General features: G+C 61.5%; 16 protein-coding genes and 1 pseudogene. 10 read left to right on the forward strand and 7 right to left on the reverse strand.

Annotated features, from left to right (window positions below; all coding sequences use genetic code 11):
- The first annotated feature begins 27 nt into the window (after positions 1-27).
- Complete coding sequence (locus QZH45_RS05395; RefSeq protein WP_024777460.1) at positions 28-1,755, forward strand: ABC transporter ATP-binding protein/permease; 1,728 nt, start codon at positions 28-30, stop codon at positions 1,753-1,755.
- Between the two features lie 260 nt (positions 1,756-2,015).
- The gene (locus QZH45_RS05400) at positions 2,016-2,762 is read left to right on the forward strand and encodes a FadR/GntR family transcriptional regulator (RefSeq protein ID WP_024777461.1); all 747 of its coding nucleotides are present in this window, start codon (positions 2,016-2,018) and stop codon (positions 2,760-2,762) included.
- A gap of 209 nt (positions 2,763-2,971) precedes the next feature.
- Here QZH45_RS05400 and QZH45_RS05405 read toward each other — a convergent pair whose 3' ends face one another.
- Positions 2,972-3,337 (reverse strand): hypothetical protein, encoded by a 366-nt coding sequence (locus tag QZH45_RS05405; RefSeq protein WP_055135911.1) that lies wholly within the window; start codon positions 3,335-3,337, stop codon positions 2,972-2,974.
- Between the two features lie 228 nt (positions 3,338-3,565).
- Here QZH45_RS05405 and kdgD point away from each other — a divergent pair, with 228 nt between their 5' ends.
- The 5 genes from kdgD (at position 3,566) to QZH45_RS05430 (ending at position 10,165) form a co-directional block, all read left to right on the forward strand.
- Positions 3,566-4,477, forward strand: coding sequence for a 5-dehydro-4-deoxyglucarate dehydratase (gene kdgD / locus QZH45_RS05410; protein WP_024777463.1), 912 nt, complete (start codon positions 3,566-3,568; stop codon positions 4,475-4,477).
- A 98-nt stretch (positions 4,478-4,575) separates the two neighbouring features.
- A complete protein-coding gene (locus QZH45_RS05415) occupies positions 4,576-6,021 on the forward strand; it encodes an aldehyde dehydrogenase family protein (RefSeq protein WP_024777464.1) in 1,446 nt (481 codons plus the stop codon).
- Between the two features lie 84 nt (positions 6,022-6,105).
- Entirely contained in the window at positions 6,106-7,476 is a 1,371-nt protein-coding gene (locus QZH45_RS05420) for an MFS transporter (RefSeq protein ID WP_053192516.1), read from the forward strand.
- A gap of 13 nt (positions 7,477-7,489) precedes the next feature.
- Positions 7,490-9,043 (forward strand): galactarate dehydratase, encoded by a 1,554-nt coding sequence (gene garD, locus QZH45_RS05425; protein WP_053192518.1) that lies wholly within the window; start codon positions 7,490-7,492, stop codon positions 9,041-9,043.
- Between the two features lie 180 nt (positions 9,044-9,223).
- Complete coding sequence (locus tag QZH45_RS05430) at positions 9,224-10,165, forward strand: AEC family transporter (protein ID WP_208555294.1); 942 nt, start codon at positions 9,224-9,226, stop codon at positions 10,163-10,165.
- A 137-nt stretch (positions 10,166-10,302) separates the two neighbouring features.
- On the opposite strand, the gene QZH45_RS05435 is transcribed toward QZH45_RS05430, so the two are convergent.
- The 6 genes and pseudogenes from QZH45_RS05435 to gatC form a co-directional block, all read right to left on the reverse strand.
- The gene (locus tag QZH45_RS05435; RefSeq protein ID WP_024777468.1) at positions 10,303-10,683 is read right to left on the reverse strand and encodes a carboxymuconolactone decarboxylase family protein; all 381 of its coding nucleotides are present in this window, start codon (positions 10,681-10,683) and stop codon (positions 10,303-10,305) included.
- Positions 10,680-11,741 carry a calcium/sodium antiporter gene (locus QZH45_RS05440; RefSeq protein ID WP_055135435.1) on the reverse strand — a complete coding sequence of 354 codons (1,062 nt, stop codon included), beginning with the start codon at positions 11,739-11,741 and terminating at the stop codon, positions 10,680-10,682. Before QZH45_RS05440 ends, QZH45_RS05435 begins: the two co-directional genes overlap by 4 nt.
- Before the next feature lie 49 nt (positions 11,742-11,790).
- Positions 11,791-12,168 carry a septal ring lytic transglycosylase RlpA family protein gene (locus QZH45_RS05445; protein ID WP_069018460.1) on the reverse strand — a complete coding sequence of 126 codons (378 nt, stop codon included), beginning with the start codon at positions 12,166-12,168 and terminating at the stop codon, positions 11,791-11,793.
- A 179-nt stretch (positions 12,169-12,347) separates the two neighbouring features.
- Positions 12,348-13,799, reverse strand: a pseudogene (gene gatB, locus QZH45_RS05450) (Asp-tRNA(Asn)/Glu-tRNA(Gln) amidotransferase subunit GatB); the annotation flags it as partial.
- 143 nt (positions 13,800-13,942) lie between these two features.
- Positions 13,943-15,394: an Asp-tRNA(Asn)/Glu-tRNA(Gln) amidotransferase subunit GatA gene (gatA, locus tag QZH45_RS05455; RefSeq protein ID WP_024777472.1), complete on the reverse strand. Its 1,452-nt coding sequence runs from the start codon at positions 15,392-15,394 to the stop codon at positions 13,943-13,945.
- Positions 15,395-15,410: 16 nt separating this feature from the next.
- Positions 15,411-15,698, reverse strand: coding sequence for an Asp-tRNA(Asn)/Glu-tRNA(Gln) amidotransferase subunit GatC (gene gatC, locus QZH45_RS05460; RefSeq protein ID WP_024777473.1), 288 nt, complete (start codon positions 15,696-15,698; stop codon positions 15,411-15,413).
- A 371-nt stretch (positions 15,699-16,069) separates the two neighbouring features.
- On the opposite strand from gatC, the gene mreB reads away from it, so the two are divergent.
- The 3 genes from mreB (at position 16,070) to mreD (ending at position 18,885) form a co-directional block, all read left to right on the forward strand.
- Positions 16,070-17,107: a rod shape-determining protein MreB gene (gene mreB, locus QZH45_RS05465; RefSeq protein ID WP_015093487.1), complete on the forward strand. Its 1,038-nt coding sequence runs from the start codon at positions 16,070-16,072 to the stop codon at positions 17,105-17,107.
- 174 nt (positions 17,108-17,281) lie between these two features.
- Positions 17,282-18,400, forward strand: a complete 1,119-nt coding sequence (gene mreC / locus QZH45_RS05470; protein WP_024777474.1) for a rod shape-determining protein MreC — start codon at positions 17,282-17,284, stop codon at positions 18,398-18,400.
- Entirely contained in the window at positions 18,397-18,885 is a 489-nt protein-coding gene (gene mreD / locus QZH45_RS05475) for a rod shape-determining protein MreD (RefSeq protein ID WP_003197820.1), read from the forward strand. Before mreC ends, mreD begins: the two co-directional genes overlap by 4 nt.
- Positions 18,886-19,018 lie beyond the last annotated feature (133 nt).

Here is a 19,018-nt window from a genome sequence, read left to right on the forward strand (position 1 = left end):
AATCTTTCTCTTTATTGAGCTTTAACCATGAATCAGAACGCTGAATATTCCGCGGTCAACGATGCAGTGCGCGGGCAGTTTTTCCGCCGTGTCTGGCACATGACCACGCCTTACTGGCGCAGTGAGGAGAAGGGCAAGGCCTGGACGCTGTTGATCGCCGTCATCGCGCTGTCGCTGTTCAGCGTGGCGATTTCGGTGTGGATCAACAGTTGGTACAAGGATTTCTACAACGCCCTGCAAGAAAAGAACAGCGCGGCGTTCTGGCAGTTGATCCTGTACTTCTGCGGCATCGCCGCGGTGGCAATCCTGGGAGCGGTGTACCGCTTGTACCTCACGCAGATGCTCACCATCCGCTGGCGGGCCTGGTTGACCGAGCAGCATTTTGCCCGTTGGCTCGACAACAAGAATTACTACCAGCTGGAGCAGGGGGGCTACACCGACAACCCGGACCAGCGGATTTCCGAAGACCTCAACAGCTTCACCAGCAATACCTTGGGCCTGGGGCTGGGCTTGCTGCGCAACGTGGTCAGCCTGGTGTCGTTCTCAATCATCCTGTGGGGGGTGTCGGGCAGCATTGAGGTGTTCGGCTATACCATTCCCGGTTATATGTTCTGGTGCGCGTTGGTGTACGCGGCGGTGGGCAGTTGGCTGACGCACCTGATCGGCCGTCGCCTGATCGGCCTGAACAACAACCAGCAGCGCTTCGAAGCCGACCTGCGCTTTTCCATGGTGCGAGTGCGCGAGAATGCCGAGAGCATTGCGCTGTACAACGGCGAACCCAACGAAAACCGGCGCTTGAGCGGTCGTTTCGGACTGGTCTGGCATAACTTCTGGGACATCATGCGGGTATCCAAGCGCCTGACGTTCTTCACCTCCGGCTACAGCCAGATCGCGATCATCTTCCCGTTCATGGTGGCGGCGCCGCGTTACTTCGCCGGCAAGATCCAGCTGGGCGAACTCATGCAGATCAACTCGGCGTTCGGTAACGTGCAGGAGAGTTTCAGCTGGTTCATCAGTGCTTATACCGACCTGGCCGCATGGCGCGCCACCTGCGATCGTCTGCTGAGTTTCCGCCAGGCCATGAGCGACAACGAAGAGCGCGTACCGGCCATCGGCGTGGAGAACCAGGGCAGCCTGTTGAGCGTGCAGCACCTGGGGCTGGATGTGGCCGACGGTCGGCATCTGCTCAGCAACGCCGACATGACCATCGAGCCGGGCGAGCGGGTGATGCTCAGCGGCCGTTCCGGTAGTGGCAAATCCACGTTGTTCCGGGCGATGGGGCACTTGTGGTCCAGAGGCCGCGGACGCATTGTGCTGCCGGCGGCACGTTATCTGTTCCTGCCGCAGAAACCCTATCTGCCGATTGGCAGCCTGCGGGAAGTGCTGAGTTATCCACAGCCTGGCGATATCTACCCCAACGAACGTTATGCACAGGTACTCGAGACCTGCCGTCTGCCGCACCTGATCGCGCGCCTGGATGAAAGCAACCACTGGCAGCGCATGCTCTCCCCCGGGGAGCAACAGCGCCTGGCCTTTGCCCGCGCGTTGCTCTATGCACCGCAATGGTTGTACATGGATGAAGCCACCTCGGCGATGGACGAAGAGGATGAGGGCACGCTGTACCAGGCGCTCATCGATCAGTTGCCGGGGTTGAGCATCGTCAGCGTCGGCCACCGAAGCAGTTTGAAACGGTTCCATCCGCGACATGTACGTATCGAAAATGGCCAACTGCTGGAGCGGGCTGAAGTCACCTGATGGCCAGTTGTGCAGTATTGTGGCGAGGGGGGGAGCGAAACGTCGCACCGCCCCGCTGGGCTGCGCAGCAGACCTTGTCCTGCCAGCAAAAGCCGATGTGGATTGATGGTTGTATTTGATGGGGCGCTCCGCGCCCAACGGGGATAAATTCCCTCGCCACAACCAGCAATCCCTGAGAAGGCCGGCAGGGAACACAGTGATCATACAACCGCGTTACGCTATGATGATGCGTATTCAATCGCTTGCCGAGAAAGAGTCCCATGGAAAAACCGATCGACGTACCGCGCTTTCCCCGTAAGCGCCGCAGCCTGGCGCAGGAGTTGGTGACGGTGTTGACCGAGCAGATCCGTGACGGCCTGCTCAAGCGAGGCGACAAGTTGCCCACCGAGTCGGCGATCATGGAAGCCCATGGCGTCAGCCGCACCGTGGTACGCGAAGCGATTTCCCGCTTGCAGGCGGCCGGCCAGGTGGAAACCCGCCACGGCATCGGCACATTCGTGCTGGACACGCCCAGCCCGAGCGGTTTTCGGATCGACCCGGCCACGGTAGTCACCTTGCGCGATGTGCTGGCGATTCTGGAGTTGCGCATCAGCCTGGAAGTGGAGTCCGCCGGGCTCGCAGCCCAGCGCCGCAGCGACGAGCAACTGGCAGCGATGCGCGCCGCCCTTGACGCACTGAACGAAAGTGCCGCTCACGCCACCGATGCGGTGGCCTCGGACTTCGCTTTCCATCTGGAAATCGCCCTGTCCACGGGCAACCGCTATTTCACCGACATCATGACCCACCTGGGCACCAGCATCATCCCGCGCACCCGGGTGAATTCGGCGCGCCTGGCCCATGACGACCAGCAACACTACATGGACCGCCTGAGCCGCGAGCACGAGGAAATCTACGAGGCCATCGCCCGCCAGGACTCCGACGCCGCCCGTGCGGCCATGCGTCTGCACCTGACCAACAGCCGCGAGCGGCTGCGCCAGGCCCATGAAGAAGCGCAAGCGCACGGCTGATCCCCGAGAACCCCTGTGGCGAGGGGATTTAGCGAAACGTTGCACCGCCCCGTTGGGCTGCGTAGCGGCCCCAAAAGTAGCGATGCCGTCCCTCTGACGCACCGAGGTGTCAGGGTTGGGTCTGCTGCGCAGCCCAGCGGGGATAAATCCCCTCGCCACAGGGTGGTCTACGTCCATGGCGACGTACCAGCAGCATGAGCTGGAGAACCTTACTTGACCTTCAAGCGAACCGGCGCCGAAACCATCTCATCGCCATAGTCATCGGACTCGCTGAAATACCGATAGCGCAGTTCGACTACCTGGCCACGATACTTTTCCAGCCTGGCCTTGGGCACGGTCAGTTCCAGTTCGGTGAGTTTCTGGGCGTTGCCCTCGTCGTCATAGGTGGCCAGGGACTTTCGATCGGACCATTCAACGGGTTCCGAGCCGAGTAGCGGGGCGACTTCCCACTCGTATCCGATCTTGTCCAGGTCCGGGATTGTGAATTTCAACCCGCCCTCCAGTTCCGCCAGATCGATGGTGACTTCGTCTGTGTCCGGGAACCGGACGAGAACAGGCTTTTTATAGGTGCTCATAGTGTCACTCCTTGAGGGATCGACCGTGCGGTCAGGCTTTTTTAGGACAAAGCCTGACGAGGTAAAACTGTCAAAGTCGACAGTGCGGATGAACGGCTCGCCGGACTTTTTCCCCCTCGATGACGAAATGCAGTTGACGTTCGTATTTTAAGTTGTACGATGACCTACAACTTCTGGCCGAAGCTTATCTCTCTCAAACACAATTTTGCGTCCCAGGGTGTTCGAATAATGAATCCACAAGAACTGAAGTCCATCCTCTCGTCTGGCCTGCTGTCGTTCCCGGTCACCGATTTCACTGCTCAAGGCGATTTCAATCGCGACAGCTACATCAAGCGCCTCGAGTGGCTGGCTCCGTACGGTGCCTCGGCCCTGTTCGCAGCCGGTGGTACGGGGGAGTTTTTCTCCCTGGCCGCCAGCGAGTATTCCCAGGTCATCAAGACGGCTGTCGACACCTGTGCCACCAGCGTGCCAATCCTCGCCGGTGTCGGCGGTGCGACGCGCCAGGCTATCGAATACGCCCAAGAGGCCGAGCGCCTGGGTGCCAAAGGCCTCTTGCTGTTGCCGCACTACCTGACCGAAGCCAGCCAGGACGGCGTTGCCGCCCACGTTGAAGCCGTGTGCAAATCGGTGAAGATCGGCGTGGTGGTCTACAACCGCAACGTCTGCCGCCTGAACGCCGTGCTGCTCGAACAACTGGCCGAGCGTTGCCCGAACCTGATCGGCTACAAGGATGGCCTGGGCGATATCGAGTTGATGGTGTCGATCCGTCGTCGCCTCGGCGATCGCTTCAGCTACCTGGGTGGCCTGCCGACCGCTGAAGTCTACGCTGCGGCCTACAAGGCCCTGGGCGTGCCGGTCTATTCCTCGGCGGTGTTCAACTTCATCCCGAAAACCGCGATGGACTTCTACAACGCCATCGCCCGCGACGATCACGCCACTGTTGGCAAGATCATCGATGACTTCTTCCTGCCGTACCTGGATATCCGCAACCGCAAGGCCGGTTATGCCGTGAGCATCGTCAAGGCGGGCGCGAAGATCGTCGGCTACGACGCCGGTCCCGTGCGCACACCGCTGACCGATCTGCTGCCGGACGAATATGAAGCCCTGGCCGCGCTGATCGACAAGCAAGGCAAGCAGTAACAGACCCGACGAGCCGCTGAGCAATCAGCGGCTCGTTCCCATGCTCAGCGTGGGAGCGACCTCGGAACCAGACAGGCTATTTGTAAGGAGAAGCATCCGTGGCAGATGCAAAGCGTTTCGATAACTACATCAATGGTCAGTGGGTGGCCGGTGCTGACTATTGCACCAACATCAACCCGTCTGATCTGTCCGATGTCATCGGCGAGTACGCCAAGGCTGACGCGGCGCAAGTCAATGCCGCCATCGAAGCCGCCCGCGCCGCGTTCCCGGCCTGGTCGACTTCGGGCATCCAGGCTCGTCACGACGCGCTGGACAAGGTCGGCAGCGAAATCCTCGCCCGTCGCGAAGAGCTCGGCCAACTGCTGGCCCGGGAAGAGGGCAAGACCCTGCCCGAAGCCATCGGCGAAGTGACCCGCGCCGGCAACATTTTCAAGTTCTTCGCCGGTGAATGCCTGCGCCTGTCCGGCGACTATGTGCCGTCGGTGCGTCCGGGCGTCAACGTCGAAGTGACCCGTGAAGCCCTGGGTGTGGTTGGCCTGATCACGCCGTGGAACTTTCCCATCGCCATCCCTGCGTGGAAAATTGCCCCGGCCCTGGCCTACGGCAACTGTGTGGTGATCAAGCCTGCCGAGCTGGTACCGGGTTGCGCCTGGGCCTTGGCGGAAATCATTTCCCGCGCCGGTTTCCCGGCCGGTGTGTTCAACCTGGTGATGGGCAGCGGCCGCGTGGTCGGTGACCTCCTGGTCAACAGCCCGAAAGTCGATGGCATCAGCTTCACCGGTTCCGTGGGCGTGGGCCGGCAGATCGCTGTCAGCTGCGTGTCGCGCCAGGCCAAGGTGCAGTTGGAAATGGGCGGCAAGAACCCACAGATCATCCTCGATGACGCCGACCTCAAGCAGGCTGTCGAACTGGCGGTGCAGAGTGCGTTCTACTCCACCGGCCAACGCTGCACGGCCTCGAGCCGCCTGATCGTCACCGCCGGTATCCACGACAAGTTCGTCGCGGCCATGGCCGAGCGCATGCAATCGATCAAGGTCGGTCATGCCCTGAAGGCGGGTACGGACATCGGTCCGGTGGTTTCCGAGGCCCAGCTCAACCAGGACCTGAAGTACATCGACATTGGCCAGAGCGAAGGTGCGCGGCTGGTCAGCGGTGGTGGCCTGGTGACCTGCGACACCGAAGGCTATTTCCTGGCGCCGACCCTGTTCGCCGACAGTGAAGCGGCAATGCGCATCAGCCGTGAAGAAATTTTCGGCCCGGTGGCCAACGTTGTGCGCGTGGCTGACTACGAGGCGGCGCTGGCGATGGCCAATGACACCGAGTTCGGTCTGTCCGCCGGTATCGCCACCACGTCGTTGAAGTATGCCAACCACTTCAAGCGCCATTCCCAGGCGGGCATGGTGATGGTCAACCTGCCAACCGCCGGCGTGGATTACCACGTGCCGTTCGGCGGACGCAAAGGTTCGTCCTATGGTTCGCGCGAGCAAGGTCGCTACGCGCAGGAGTTCTACACCGTGGTGAAGACCTCTTACATCGGTTCGTAACACGCAACACCGGTCGGTGTCGAAACCGGCGCCGACCGCACAAATTGATTTCCCGTATAAAAATAAATAGTGGAAGTAGATTACATGCAAGAAACCAAGCCGACCCGCGTCCGCTATTTGATCCTGCTCATGCTGTTTCTGGTGACGACGATCAACTATGCCGACCGCGCAACTATCGCCATCGCAGGCTCCAGCTTGCAGAAAGACCTCGGCATTGACGCCGTTACCCTTGGTTATATTTTCTCCGCTTTTGGTTGGGCCTACGTAGCCGGGCAGATTCCCGGTGGTTGGCTGCTCGACCGTTTCGGCTCGAAAAAAATCTATGCCCTGAGCATTTTTACCTGGTCGTTTTTCACCGTGCTGCAGGGCTATGTCGGTGAATTCGGCATGTCGACGGCCGTGGTTGCGCTGTTCATGCTGCGCTTTCTGGTCGGGCTGGCCGAAGCGCCATCCTTCCCGGGTAACGCACGTATTGTCGCCGCCTGGTTTCCCACCGCAGAGCGCGGCACCGCCTCGGCAATCTTCAATTCGGCGCAGTATTTCGCCACTGTGTTGTTCGCGCCGCTGATGGGCTGGATCGTCTACCGCTTCGGCTGGCAGCACGTGTTCATCGTGATGGGCGTGGTTGGCATCGTGTTCTCGCTGATCTGGCTCAAAGTGATCCACAGCCCGCGCCAGCATCCGATGATCAACGAAGCCGAGTTCAATCATATCGCCGCCAATGGCGCGATGGTCGACATGGACCAGGACAAGGGGAAGGGCAAGGAGAAGAAGGCCGACGGTCCGAAATGGGATTACATCCGCCAATTGCTCACCAATCGCATGATGCTCGGCGTGTACCTGGGCCAATACTGCATCAACGGTATCACCTACTTCTTCCTGACCTGGTTCCCGGTGTACCTGGTCCAGGAGCGTGGCATGACCATCCTCAAGGCCGGCTTCATCGCGTCCTTGCCGGCGATCTGCGGCTTCATCGGCGGCGTGCTGGGCGGGGTGATCTCCGATTACCTGCTGCGCAAGGGCCACTCGTTGACCTTCGCCCGCAAGGCCCCGATCATCGCCGGCCTGCTGGTGTCCAGCAGCATCGTGGCCTGCAATTATGTCGAAATCGAATGGATGGTGGTCGGCTTCATGGCCCTGGCCTTCTTCGGTAAAGGGGTGGGCGCGCTGGGCTGGGCCGTGGTGTCCGATACCTCGCCAAAACAGATCGCCGGCTTGAGCGGTGGCCTGTTCAACACCTTCGGCAACCTGGCATCGATCACTACACCAATCGTCATCGGCTACATCATCAGTGCCACCGGTTCGTTCAAGTGGGCACTGGTATTCGTCGGTTGCAACGCCTTGGTGGCGGTGTTCAGCTACCTGGTCATCGTTGGGCCGATCAAGCGTGTCGTGCTCAAGGAACCCACGGCCAGGGATGCCGACCTCTCCAGTCTGTCCGAAGCCAAGTCCTGAAGGAGCGGCACCGATGAAACTGATTGAACATGCCGATTCGCCCCGTTACATCCGCCTGCACGAGCGGGACAATGTGGTGATCGTCGTCAATGACCAGGGTGTTCCGGCCGGGACCGAATTCCCGGACGGCCTGGTCACCGTGGACTTCGTGCCCCAGAGCCACAAGGTCACGCTGCAGGACATTCCCGAGGGCGGCGAGGTGATTCGCTATGGCCAGGTGATTGGCTACGCGTTGCAACCGATCCCCCATGGCAGTTGGGTCAAGGAAGACCAGTTGCGCATGCCCACCGCGCCACCGCTGGACAGCCTGCCGCTGTCCACCGACGTGCCGGCGGCCGATGCGCCGCTGGAGGGTTATACCTTCGAAGGCTACCGTAACGCCGACGGTACCGTCGGCACGCGCAATATCCTGGGCATCACCACCACGGTGCAGTGCGTGACCGGGGTGCTGGATCATGCGGTCAAGCGCATCAAGGAAGAATTGCTGCCCAAGTACCCGAACGTTGATGACGTGGTGGCGCTGACCCACAGCTACGGCTGTGGCGTGGCGATCACCGCCACCGATGCGTACATCCCGATTCGTACCGTGCGCAACCTGGCGCGCAACCCGAACCTGGGTGGCGAGGCGCTGGTGATCAGCCTGGGCTGTGAAAAATTGCAGGCCGGACAGGTGATGCACGAAAACGACAGCTCGGTTGACCTCAGCGAGCCATGGTTGTATCGCTTGCAGGACTCCAGCCACGGCTTCACCGAGATGATCGAACAGATCATGGCGTTGGCTGAAACCCGCCTGAAGAAACTCGACCAGCGTCGTCGCGAAACCGTGCCGGCTTCGGAGTTGATCCTGGGTATGCAGTGCGGTGGCAGCGATGCGTTTTCCGGCATCACCGCCAACCCGGCCCTGGGCTATGCCTCGGACCTGTTGTTGCGTGCCGGGGCGACGGTGATGTTCTCCGAGGTCACCGAAGTACGCGACGCCATCTACCTGCTGACGTCCCGGGCGCAAACCCGGGAGGTTGCCCAGGAGCTGGTGCGCGAGATGGACTGGTACGACCGTTACCTGGCCAAGGGCGAGGCGGATCGCAGCGCCAACACCACGCCGGGCAACAAAAAGGGCGGGCTGTCGAACATCGTTGAAAAGTCCCTGGGCTCGATCGTCAAATCCGGCAGCAGTGCGATCAGCGGCGTGCTCGGTCCGGGCGAGCGTTTCAAGCAAAAAGGCCTGATCTTCTGCGCCACGCCGGCCAGCGATTTTGTCTGCGGCACGCTGCAATTGGCGGCGGGGATGAACCTGCACGTGTTCACCACCGGCCGTGGCACGCCTTACGGTTTGGCGATGGCACCAGTGGTGAAGGTCTCGACCCGTACCGAACTGGCCCAGCGCTGGCCCGACCTGATCGACATCGACGCCGGCCGGATTGCCACTGGCCGTGCCTCGATCGAAGAGTTGGGCTGGGAACTGTTCCACTATTACCTTGATGTGGCCAGCGGCAAGAAGCAGACCTGGGCTGAACGGCACAAGCTGTACAACGACATCACCTTGTTCAACCCGGCGCCGATTACCTGATCTGACGTTGTCGTTGATCGTTCCCACGCTCTGCGTGGGAATGCAGCCAGGGACGCTCCGCGTCCCGAGAGCCGAACGCGGAGCGTCCGTTGAGGCATTTCCACGCAGAGCGTGGGAACGATCAGTGGGAAAGTGGCTTATTATTAGCCACCTAACGACACCCCCCTCAAGGTCCCCGGCATGCTGGCAATTTTCCTCGAAACCCTGAACATCACCGCGCCGGTGTTTGCCATGCTGTTTCTGGGGGTGTTGCTCAAGCGCATAGGCTGGATCAACGACAATTTCATCCACATCGCCTCGTCCCTGGTGTTCAACGTCACCATGCCGGCGCTGTTGTTCCTCGGCATCCTCCATGCCGACCTGCATGCGGCGCTGCAGCCGGACCTGCTGATCTATTTCTCCGTCGCCACCCTGGTGAGCTTCGCCATGGCCTGGGGCTGGGCGATCTGGCGTTGCCCGTGGGAAGATCGCGGCATCTATACCCAAGGGGCGTTTCGTGGCAATAACGGGGTCATCGGCCTGGCGCTGGCGGCGAGCATGTATGGCGACTATGGGATTTCCCTGGGGGCGATCCTCGCAGCGCTGGTGATCCTGTTCTACAACACGTTGTCGACCATCGTGCTGGCGGTCTACAGCCCGGTGATCAAGTCCGACCCGTGGAGCATCTGCAAAAGTGTGTTCAGCAACCCGCTGATCATCAGCGTGATCATTGCCGCGCCGTTCGCCTATTGGCAGATCGGCCTGCCGCACTGGTTCGAGACGTCAGGCAAGTACCTCGCGCAGATGACCTTGCCCCTGGCGCTGATCTGCATCGGCGGCACCCTGTCGCTGGCCGCCCTGCGCAAGAGTGGCAGGATGGCCATGAGTTCGAGCCTGGTGAAAATGGTCGGGCTGCCGGTATTGACCACACTGGGCGCCTGGCTCTGGGGCTTTCGCGGGGCGGAACTGGGCATCCTGTTCCTGTACTTCGGCAGCCCCACCGCAGCCGCCAGCTTCGTCATGGCCCGTGCCGCCGATGGCAACCATGAGCTGGCGGCGGCGATCATCGTCATCACCACGTTGATGGCGGCGATCACCACCAACCTGGGGATCTTTGTGTTGCAGTGGGGTGGGTGGATCTAGCTGCTGTGGTGTTCTTCAGATCCAATCGCGAGCAGGCTCGCTCCCACATTCGATCGCATTCCTTCTGAAGAAACCCGATCCACTGTGTGCGAGCAGGCTCGCGATGGCGCCAGTCCATACAGCCCAAATCCCGCGTTTCACTCCGACTTCTGATACGCCTCGATCACTTCCTGCGCCGCCCGAAACGCATCGATCGCCGCCGGCACCCCGGCGTACACCGCGCAATGCAACAACGCTTCGCGAATCTCCTCCACCGTGCAGCCGTTGTTCAGCGCACCACGTACATGGCCTTTGAGTTCCTGCGGGCATTTGAGGGCGGTGAGGGCGGCAAGCGTGATCAGGCTGCGGGTTTTCAGCGGCAGGCCTTCGCGGCTCCAGACGCTGCCCCAGGCATGTTCATTGACGAAATCCTGCAGAGGCTGGGTGAATTCGGTGGCGTTGCCCAGGGCGCGGTCGACGAATGCGTCGCCCATCACCTGGCGACGCATGTCCAGGCCGGTCTTTGGAGTGTCGGTCATGGCAAATCCCTCTTGTGGTGTTGGCGGCGCCAGGCGCGCACGGAGGTGAACAGCAAGAATACGAGCAGGACCGGCAGCACGTAGAACAGCATCAGCCGTTCCAGCTGGCCAGCCAGGGGCATGCCGGTGGTAAACGACATCACGTGCAGCCCATAGGCCAGGTACAAGCCCAGGAGCAACAAGCCTTCGGCGCGGGTGACCCGGTAGCCGGAATAGAACACCGGCAGGCACAGCACCGCCACGCCGAGCATCACCGGCAGGTCGAAGTCCAGCGCGTTCGGCGAAACCGAAAGCGGCGTCGGTGCGAGGAGGGCGGTCACCCCGAGCACCCCCAGCAGGTTGAACAGGTTGCTGCCGATCACGTTGCCCACCGCGATGTCGCGCTGGCCCCGCAGAGCGGCGATCAGTGAGGTCGCAAGCTCCGGTAATGAGGTGCTGACGGCGACGATGGTCAGGCCGATGATACGTTCCGAAAGCCCCAGGTCGGTGGCGACCTCCACCGCCGCGCCCAGCAGCAGATGTCCGGCAAAAATCAGCAGCGCCAGACCCGCTGCGATCATCGACAGGCTCTTGAGCCAGGACGCCGGTGTCACTTTGACCGCTACGGCATGGGGACGCCCGGAGTGCCGTGACTGACGCAGCAACAAGCCCAGGTACACCGCCAGGGCGATCAGGAGCAGCACGCCGTCCAACCGCGTCAGCTCTTCGTTCCAGGCCAGCACGAACACCAACAGGCTGGCGCCGATCATCAGGGGGATGTCCAGGCGCACCAGTTGGCGCGAGACCCGCAACGGAATGATCAGCGCCGACAGGCCGAGGGTCACGAGAATGTTGAAGATACCGCTGCCGATCACGCTGCCCACGGCAATGTCGGCGTTCTGCGTCAGGGTCGCTTGCAGGCTGACGGCCATTTGTGGCGCGCTGCTGCCGAAGGCGACGACGCTCAGGCCGATGATCAGGGGGCGTACTTGCAAGCGCGCTGCCAAGCTGACAGCGGCCCGCACCAGCAATTCGGCGCCGGCAATCAGCAACAGCAGGCCACCGAACAGTTCGATCAGGCTGAAAAGCGGTAAAGCGGCGAGTAGGGAAATGGCTGGGCTCCGTCTATCAATCGTCGAGGGCTTGCACACGTACCCGCGCGGTGCCGCTGCGCAACATGCCCAATTGCTCGGCGGCTTCACGGGATACGTCGATCAGCCGGCCCCGGGTATAGGGGCCGCGGTCGTTGATACGGACCACGACACTGTCATTGTTGCCCAGGTTGGTGATTTTCACCCGTGTGCCGAACGGCAACTGGCGATGGGCGGCAGTCAGGCTGTACTGGTCGAAACGCTCGCCACTGGCGGTGCGCTTGCCGTGGTGCCGGGCGCCGTAATAGGAGGCCACGCCCGTCTGGTCGTAGCCGTGTGGGTCGACCGTCCCGCTCTGGCTGGCGCAACCGGCCAACAGGGACAGCAGGGCGCAGGCGCCGAGGAGACGCTTCATAGAAGGATTGTCCGAGACAAATGTGGGAGCGAGCCAGTGGGAGCAAAGCTTGCTCGCGATGAACGATAACGCAATCTTCTGACGGATCGAGGTGCTTTCATCGCGAGCAAGCTTTGCTCCCACAGATTCGCTCCCACAGGGGAGAGTGGAGCCAGATTGAAAGACTGGCCCCATGGCCGTCAGCCCTCGAGCTTGCTTTTGAGCAGTTCGTTGACCTGTTGCGGGTTGGCCTTGCCCTTGGAGGCTTTCATGGCCTGGCCGACGAAGAAGCCGAACATCTTGCCGCGCTTGGCTTCATCCGCCGCACGGTATTGTTCGACCTGTTCGGCGTTGGCTGCGAGCATTTCATCAAGTACGGCAGAAATGGCACCGGTGTCGGTGACCTGCTTCAAGCCGCGCTTTTCGATGATCTCGTCGGCGCTGCCTTCGCCATTGGCCATGGCTTCGAAGACCATCTTGGCGATCTTGCCGGAGATGGTATTGTCCTTGATCCGCAACAGCATGCCGCCCAACTGCTCGGCCGACACCGGCGACTCGTCGATTTCCAGCCCCTGCTTGTTCAGCAGGCTGCCTAGTTCGACCATCACCCAGTTGGCCGCCAGCTTGGCGTCGCCGCCGATGCCGACGACTTTTTCAAAGTAATCGGCTTGTTCGCGGCTGGTGGCCAGGACGTTGGCGTCGTAGCTCGACAGCCCGAACTGCGCCTGGAAGCGCTCGCGTTTCTGTGGTGGCAGTTCCGGCAGGGTGGCCCGCACGTCATCGAGGAACGAGTCTTCGATCACCACCGGCAGCAGGTCCGGGTCGGGGAAGTAGCGGTAGTCGTTGGCTTCTTCCTTGCTGCGCATCGGACGGGTCTCGTCCTTGTTCGGGTCGTACAGGCGGGTCTGCTGGATGACCTTGCCACCGTCCTCGATCAGTTCGATCTGGCGCTGGATCTCGCTGTTGATCGCCTTCTCGATGAAGCGGAACGAGTTGACGTTCTTGATCTCGCAGCGCGTGCCGAATTCGGCCTGGCCCTTGGGCCGGATCGATACGTTGCAGTCGCAGCGCAGCGAGCCTTCGGCCATGTTGCCGTCGCAGATGCCCAGGTAGCGCACCAGTGCGTGGATTGCCTTGACGTAGGCCACGGCTTCCTTGGCACTGCGCATGTCCGGTTCGGAGACGATTTCCAGCAGCGGCGTGCCGGCACGGTTCAGGTCGATGCCGGTGGCGCCGTTGAACTCTTCGTGCAGGCTCTTGCCGGCGTCTTCTTCCAGGTGCGCCCGGGTGATGCCGACACGCTTGACCGTGCCGTCTTCCAGGGCGATGTCCAGGTGGCCCTTGCCGACAATCGGCAGTTCCATCTGGCTGATCTGGTAGCCCTTGGGCAGGTCCGGGTAGAAGTAGTTCTTGCGGGCGAACACGTTGTGCTGGCCGATCTCGGCGTCAATCGCCAGGCCGAACATCACCGCCATGCGCACCGCTTCGGCGTTGAGCACCGGCAGCACACCAGGCATGCCCAGGTCGACCAGGCTGGCCTGGGTGTTGGGCTCGGAGCCGAACGTGGTGGAACTGCCGGAAAAGATTTTCGACCGGGTGGTGAGCTGGGTGTGAATCTCCAGCCCGATCACGACTTCCCATTGCATGTGTTTCTCCTCAGAAGTCTTATCAGGGGATTTTGAAACGTCGCGAGCGAAGGTGAGGCAAGGCGAAAACTGGTGAGAAAGCGGGGTTGACTGTAGTCAATGAGCATTTCGAACCAGTTTTCAACGCAGCATTACCGAGCGCAGCAGTTTCAAAACCCCTGAGGGGTGCGGGTGTGCCAGTCAGTGTTCAACTGATACTGGTGAGCCACGTTGAGCAGGCGGCCTTCCTGGAAGTACGGCGCGAGCAACTGCACGCCCACCGGCAGGCCATCGACGAAACCGGCCGGCATGGACAGGCCCGGCAAACCGGCGAGGTTGGCGGTGATGGTGTAGACGTCTTCCAGGTAGGCAGCGACCGGGTCGCTGTTCTTGGCGCCGAGTTTCCAGGCCGGGTTCGGCGTGGTCGGGCCGAGGATGATGTCGACCTCGTTGAAGGCGGCCATGAAGTCGTTCTTCACCAGGCGGCGGATTTTCTGCGCCTTGAGGTAGTAGGCGTCGTAATAGCCGGCGGACAGCGCGTAAGTCCCGACCATGATCCGCCGCTGCACTTCGGCGCCGAAGCCTTCGCCACGGGAGCGCTTGTACAGGTCGATCAGGTTTTCCGGGTTTTCGCAGCGATAGCCGAAGCGTACGCCATCGAAACGCGAGAGGTTCGACGAGGCCTCCGCCGGGGCGATCACGTAATAGGCCGGAATCGCGTGCTGCATGTTCGGCAGGCTGATTTCCTTGACCACCGCGCCGAGCTTTTCCAGTTCCTTGACGCTGTTGTGGATCAGGTCGGCAATGCGCGGGTCGAGGCCGGCGCCGAAATATTCCTTCGGCACGCCGATACGCAGGCCTTGCAGCGAGCCGTTGAGGCCGGCGCTGTAGTCTGGCACCGGTTCATCGATGCTGGTGGAGTCGTTCGGGTCGAAGCCGGCCATGCCTTGCAGCAACAGTGCGCAATCTTCGGCGGTGCGCGCCAATGGGCCGCCCTGGTCGAGACTGGAGGCGTAGGCAATCATGCCCCAACGCGACACGCGACCGTAGGTGGGCTTGAGGCCGGTGAGGTTGGTGAAGGCCGCGGGCTGGCGAATCGAGCCGCCGGTGTCGGTAGCGGTAGCGGCCGGCAGCAGGCGCGCAGCCACGGCAGCGGCGGAACCGCCGGACGAACCGCCCGGTACGTGTTCCAGGTTCCAGGGGTTCTTCACCGCGCCGTAGTAGCTCGACTCGTTGGCAGAACCCATGGCGAATTCGTCCATGTTGGTCTTGCCCAGGGTCACAGCGCCGGCAGCGGCCAGCTTGGCGACCACGGTGGCGTCGTAAGGAGCCTTGAAGTTGTCGAGCATCTTCGAGCCGCAGCTGGTGCGGATGCCTTGGGTGCAGAACAGGTCCTTGTGAGCGATCGGCGCGCCGAGCAGGGCGCCGCCTTCACCGTTGGCGCGGCGGGCGTCGGCCGCCTTGGCTTGGCTCAGGGCCAGGTCTTCGGTCACGCTGATGAAACTGTTGAGCTGCGGGTCGAGCTGGGCGATACGCGCCAGCAGGGTTTTGGTCAGCTCTTCGGAGGAAAACTTTTTATCGGCGAGTCCGCGGGCGATCTCGGCCAGTGTCATGTGATGCATGAGAGGCTCTTTCCCTTTAGTCGATGACTTTCGGAACCAGGTACAGGCCGTTTTCGACCGCTGGCGCGATGGACTGGTAGGCCTCGCGGTTATCGGGTTCGGTCACGACGTCGGCGCGCAGGCGCTGGCTGGCTTCCAGTGGGTGGGCCAGCGGTTCGATACCGTCGGTATTGACCGCCTGCATCTCGTCGACCAGCCCCAGAATGCTGTTCAGGGCAGAAGTGATGTGTGGAAGATCGGCTTCATTGAGGCCCAGGCAGGCCAGATGAGCGATTTTTTCCACGTCGGAGCGTTCAAGCGCCATGGGATTCTCCAGTGGAAAACAGAACGGACGCAGTCTGTCCGTGTGTTAGATTGTCGGAACACTACCGCATTTCTACGGTCCAGTGCCCTGTATCACAAGTACTGTTCTTTTTTGACGGCGTCCATTGCCGTCATGCTGCGTTGCCGCTTCTCGCCATAGCGGGCTATGACTCGTCGCGGCGCCTTGCCTGACGACAATAGCCACTCGTCAAAAAAGGAACGTATTTGCGAAACAGGGCACTTGCCGCGATTGTAGGGTTTGGTGCACGGAAAAGCGGCCAATTTAACATATTGGCGCCTTGCCCAAAATCCCTGTCGTTGTTAGAGTTTGCCGCACTTTTTTACCCACGCGTTGCCTAGGGTCCCTTTCCCATGTTCAAGAAACTGCGTGGCATGTTTTCCAGCGATCTCTCCATTGACCTGGGCACTGCCAACACCCTTATTTACGTGCGCGAGCGCGGTATCGTCCTGAATGAACCCTCGGTCGTGGCCATCCGCACCCACGGTAACCAGAAAAGTGTCGTGGCTGTTGGTACCGAAGCCAAGCGAATGCTGGGCCGTACACCGGGCAACATCGCCGCCATTCGTCCGATGAAGGACGGCGTGATCGCTGACTTCAGCGTCTGCGAAAAGATGCTGCAGTACTTCATCAACAAGGTCCACGAAAACAGTTTCCTGCAGCCCAGCCCTCGCGTGCTGATCTGCGTGCCATGCAAGTCCACTCAGGTGGAGCGTCGTGCCATCCGTGAATCGGCCCTGGGTGCCGGTGCCCGTGAGGTGTTCCTGATCGAAGAACCGATGGCCGCTGCCATCGGTGCCGGTCTGCCGGTGGAAGAAGCTCGTGGCTCGATGGTTGTCGACATCGGTGGTGGCACCACCGAGATCGCGCTGATCTCCCTCAACGGTGTGGTCTATGCCGAGTCCGTGCGTGTTGGTGGCGACCGTTTCGACGAAGCGATCATCACCTATGTGCGCCGTAACTACGGTAGCCTGATCGGCGAGTCCACCGCCGAGCGTATCAAGCAGGAAATCGGCACGGCCTACCCGGGCGGTGAAATCCGTGAGGTCGATGTTCGTGGCCGTAACCTGGCCGAAGGCGTTCCACGGGCATTTACCCTGAACTCCAACGAAGTGCTGGAAGCGCTGCAAGAGTCCCTGGCCACCATCGTCCAGGCGGTGAAAAGCGCTCTGGAGCAGTCGCCGCCGGAACTGGCTTCCGACATCGCCGAGCGTGGCCTGGTGCTGACCGGTGGTGGCGCGTTGCTGCGTGACCTCGACAAGTTGCTGGCACAGGAAACCGGCTTGCCGGTGATCGTTGCCGAAGATCCGCTGACCTGTGTTGCCCGTGGCGGTGGTCGTGCCTTGGAAATGATGGACAAGCACACCATGGACCTGCTCTCCAGCGAATAAGTCTCGCCGGGTCCATGTTGTTCGCTTCCGGGCAGCACTTTGCAGTGCTGCCCGTTGCCGTTTATCTTCTGTCATTCGTATCCAGGCCGGTTTGATGCCGTATGAATAAAGAGAACATTTGCCTGGGAGGAGCGGCTTATTAAACCGCTTTTTGCCAAGGGCCCCTCGTTGGGTGTGCGCCTTCTGGTGCTGGCTGTGCTATCGGTTGCGCTGATGGTGGTCGATGCCCGCTTCACACTGCTCAAGCCCGTGCGCAGCCAGATGTCGCTGATCCTGATGGAGTCCTATTGGATCACCGACCTGCCGCAACGGCTGTGGCAAGGTGTGGCCAGTCAGTTCGGCAGCCGGACCGAGTTGGTCGCCGAGAACGAAAAACTCAAGACCGAGAACCTGCTCCTGCAGGGGCGTCTGCAGAAGCTGGCGGCCCTCACCGAGCAGAATGTGCGGCTGCGCGAGTTGCTCAATTCCTCTGCGCTGGTCAACGAAAAGGTCGAAGTGGCCGAACTGATCGGCATGGACCCCAACCCGTTCAGCCACCGGATCGTCATCAACAAGGGCGAGCGCGACGGTGTGGTCCTCGGTCAGCCGGTGCTCGATGCCCGCGGCCTGATGGGCCAAGTGGTGGAGTTGATGCCCTACACGTCTCGCGTGTTGCTGTTGACCGATACCACCCATAGCATCCCCGTGCAGGTCAACCGCAACGGTTTGCGAGCAATTGCCAGCGGGACCGGCAACCCGGAGCGCCTGGAGTTGCGGCACGTAGCCGACACCGCCGATATCAAGGAAGGCGACCTGCTGGTCAGCTCCGGCCTCGGCCAGCGGTTTCCTGCCGGCTATCCAGTGGCGATTGTCAAGGAAGTCATCCATGACTCCGGCCAGCCATTCGCCATTGTCCGTGCGGTACCGACCGCCGCGTTGAACCGCAGCCGTTACCTGCTGCTGGTATTCAGTGACAACCGCACGCCTGAAGAGCGCGCCAACGACGCTGCCGCGGCCCAGGAAGCCCAGGACCGGCAGGGTGGCGAAGCGGCTGCCCCTGGTGCCGGCGCAGCCGTGCCGGCCGCAACGCCAAATCCATCCGTGTCCGCACCGGTTACGCCGGCCTCGGCAACCACACCGGCTGCTGCGCCCGCCACTACGCCTGCCAGGCCTGCGCCTGCAACACCCGCTGCAACACCGGCCAGGCCTGCCACTCATGCAACGGCCACTCATGCACCAGCGGCCCAATCGGCGCGGCCTGCAACCAGAGCGCCCGCCGCTACGCCCGCCAACAGGGGAGCACGAGAAGAATGAGCAGTACCCAATCCGGTAACGGCTGGATGGTCTGGTTGACTTTCGCCATAGGCCTGTTGCTCAGCGTTTCGCCGCTGCCGCAGTTCATGGAAATCCTTCGTCCGTTGTGGCTGGCCTTGCTGCTGGCTTTCTGGGCGCTGGCGCTGCCGCACAAGGTCGGCATGGTCACTGCCTGGTGCCTGGGGCTGGCCGAAGACGTGCTCTATGGGACGCTGTTGGGGCAGAACGCGCTGATCCTGACCTTGATTACTTTTCTGGTGCTGTCGCTGCAGCAGCGCCTGCGGATGTTCCCGATGTGGCAACAGTGCCTGGTGATCCTGGTGATCTTCGGCCTGGCCCAACTGGTGCAGTTATGGCTCAGCGCGCTGACCGGCAATCGCCAGCCGACCCTGGCACTGGTGCTGCCGGCCCTGGTCAGTGCCTTGCTCTGGCCTTGGGTCAGCTTCGGTTTGCGCGGCCTGCGCCTGCGTTTCAAGATCAACTGATTCGCTAGGCTCTGTACGAAAAGTCTTGAGACGAAGGTCAGGCAAGGCGAAAACAGCCGAGCAAGCGCAGTGTACTGGAGTGCATGAGCATTCCGAGGCTGTTTTCAACGCAGCATGAACGAGTATCAAGGCT

This window comes from Pseudomonas corrugata (assembly GCF_050920615.1).
Classification (GTDB): domain Bacteria; phylum Pseudomonadota; class Gammaproteobacteria; order Pseudomonadales; family Pseudomonadaceae; genus Aquipseudomonas; species Aquipseudomonas corrugata.

Bases quoted from the DNA above. Each gene is read 5' to 3' on its own strand.
- gatA (WP_024777472.1), bottom strand. From the start codon at position 15,394: ATGCATCACATGACACTGGCCGAGATCGCCCGCGGACTCGCCGATAAA.
- kdgD (WP_024777463.1), top strand. From the start codon at position 3,566: ATGAATCCACAAGAACTGAAGTCCATCCTCTCGTCTGGCCTGCTGTCG.
- mreD (WP_003197820.1), top strand. From the start codon at position 18,397: ATGAGCAGTACCCAATCCGGTAACGGCTGGATGGTCTGGTTGACTTTC.
- mreB (WP_015093487.1), top strand. From the start codon at position 16,070: ATGTTCAAGAAACTGCGTGGCATGTTTTCCAGCGATCTCTCCATTGAC.
- QZH45_RS05430 (WP_208555294.1), top strand. From the start codon at position 9,224: ATGCTGGCAATTTTCCTCGAAACCCTGAACATCACCGCGCCGGTGTTT.
- QZH45_RS05405 (WP_055135911.1), bottom strand. From the start codon at position 3,337: ATGAGCACCTATAAAAAGCCTGTTCTCGTCCGGTTCCCGGACACAGAC.
- QZH45_RS05435 (WP_024777468.1), bottom strand. From the start codon at position 10,683: ATGACCGACACTCCAAAGACCGGCCTGGACATGCGTCGCCAGGTGATG.
- garD (WP_053192518.1), top strand. From the start codon at position 7,490: ATGAAACTGATTGAACATGCCGATTCGCCCCGTTACATCCGCCTGCAC.
- QZH45_RS05400 (WP_024777461.1), top strand. From the start codon at position 2,016: ATGGAAAAACCGATCGACGTACCGCGCTTTCCCCGTAAGCGCCGCAGC.
- QZH45_RS05445 (WP_069018460.1), bottom strand. From the start codon at position 12,168: ATGAAGCGTCTCCTCGGCGCCTGCGCCCTGCTGTCCCTGTTGGCCGGT.
- QZH45_RS05395 (WP_024777460.1), top strand. From the start codon at position 28: ATGAATCAGAACGCTGAATATTCCGCGGTCAACGATGCAGTGCGCGGG.
- QZH45_RS05420 (WP_053192516.1), top strand. From the start codon at position 6,106: ATGCAAGAAACCAAGCCGACCCGCGTCCGCTATTTGATCCTGCTCATG.
- gatC (WP_024777473.1), bottom strand. From the start codon at position 15,698: ATGGCGCTTGAACGCTCCGACGTGGAAAAAATCGCTCATCTGGCCTGC.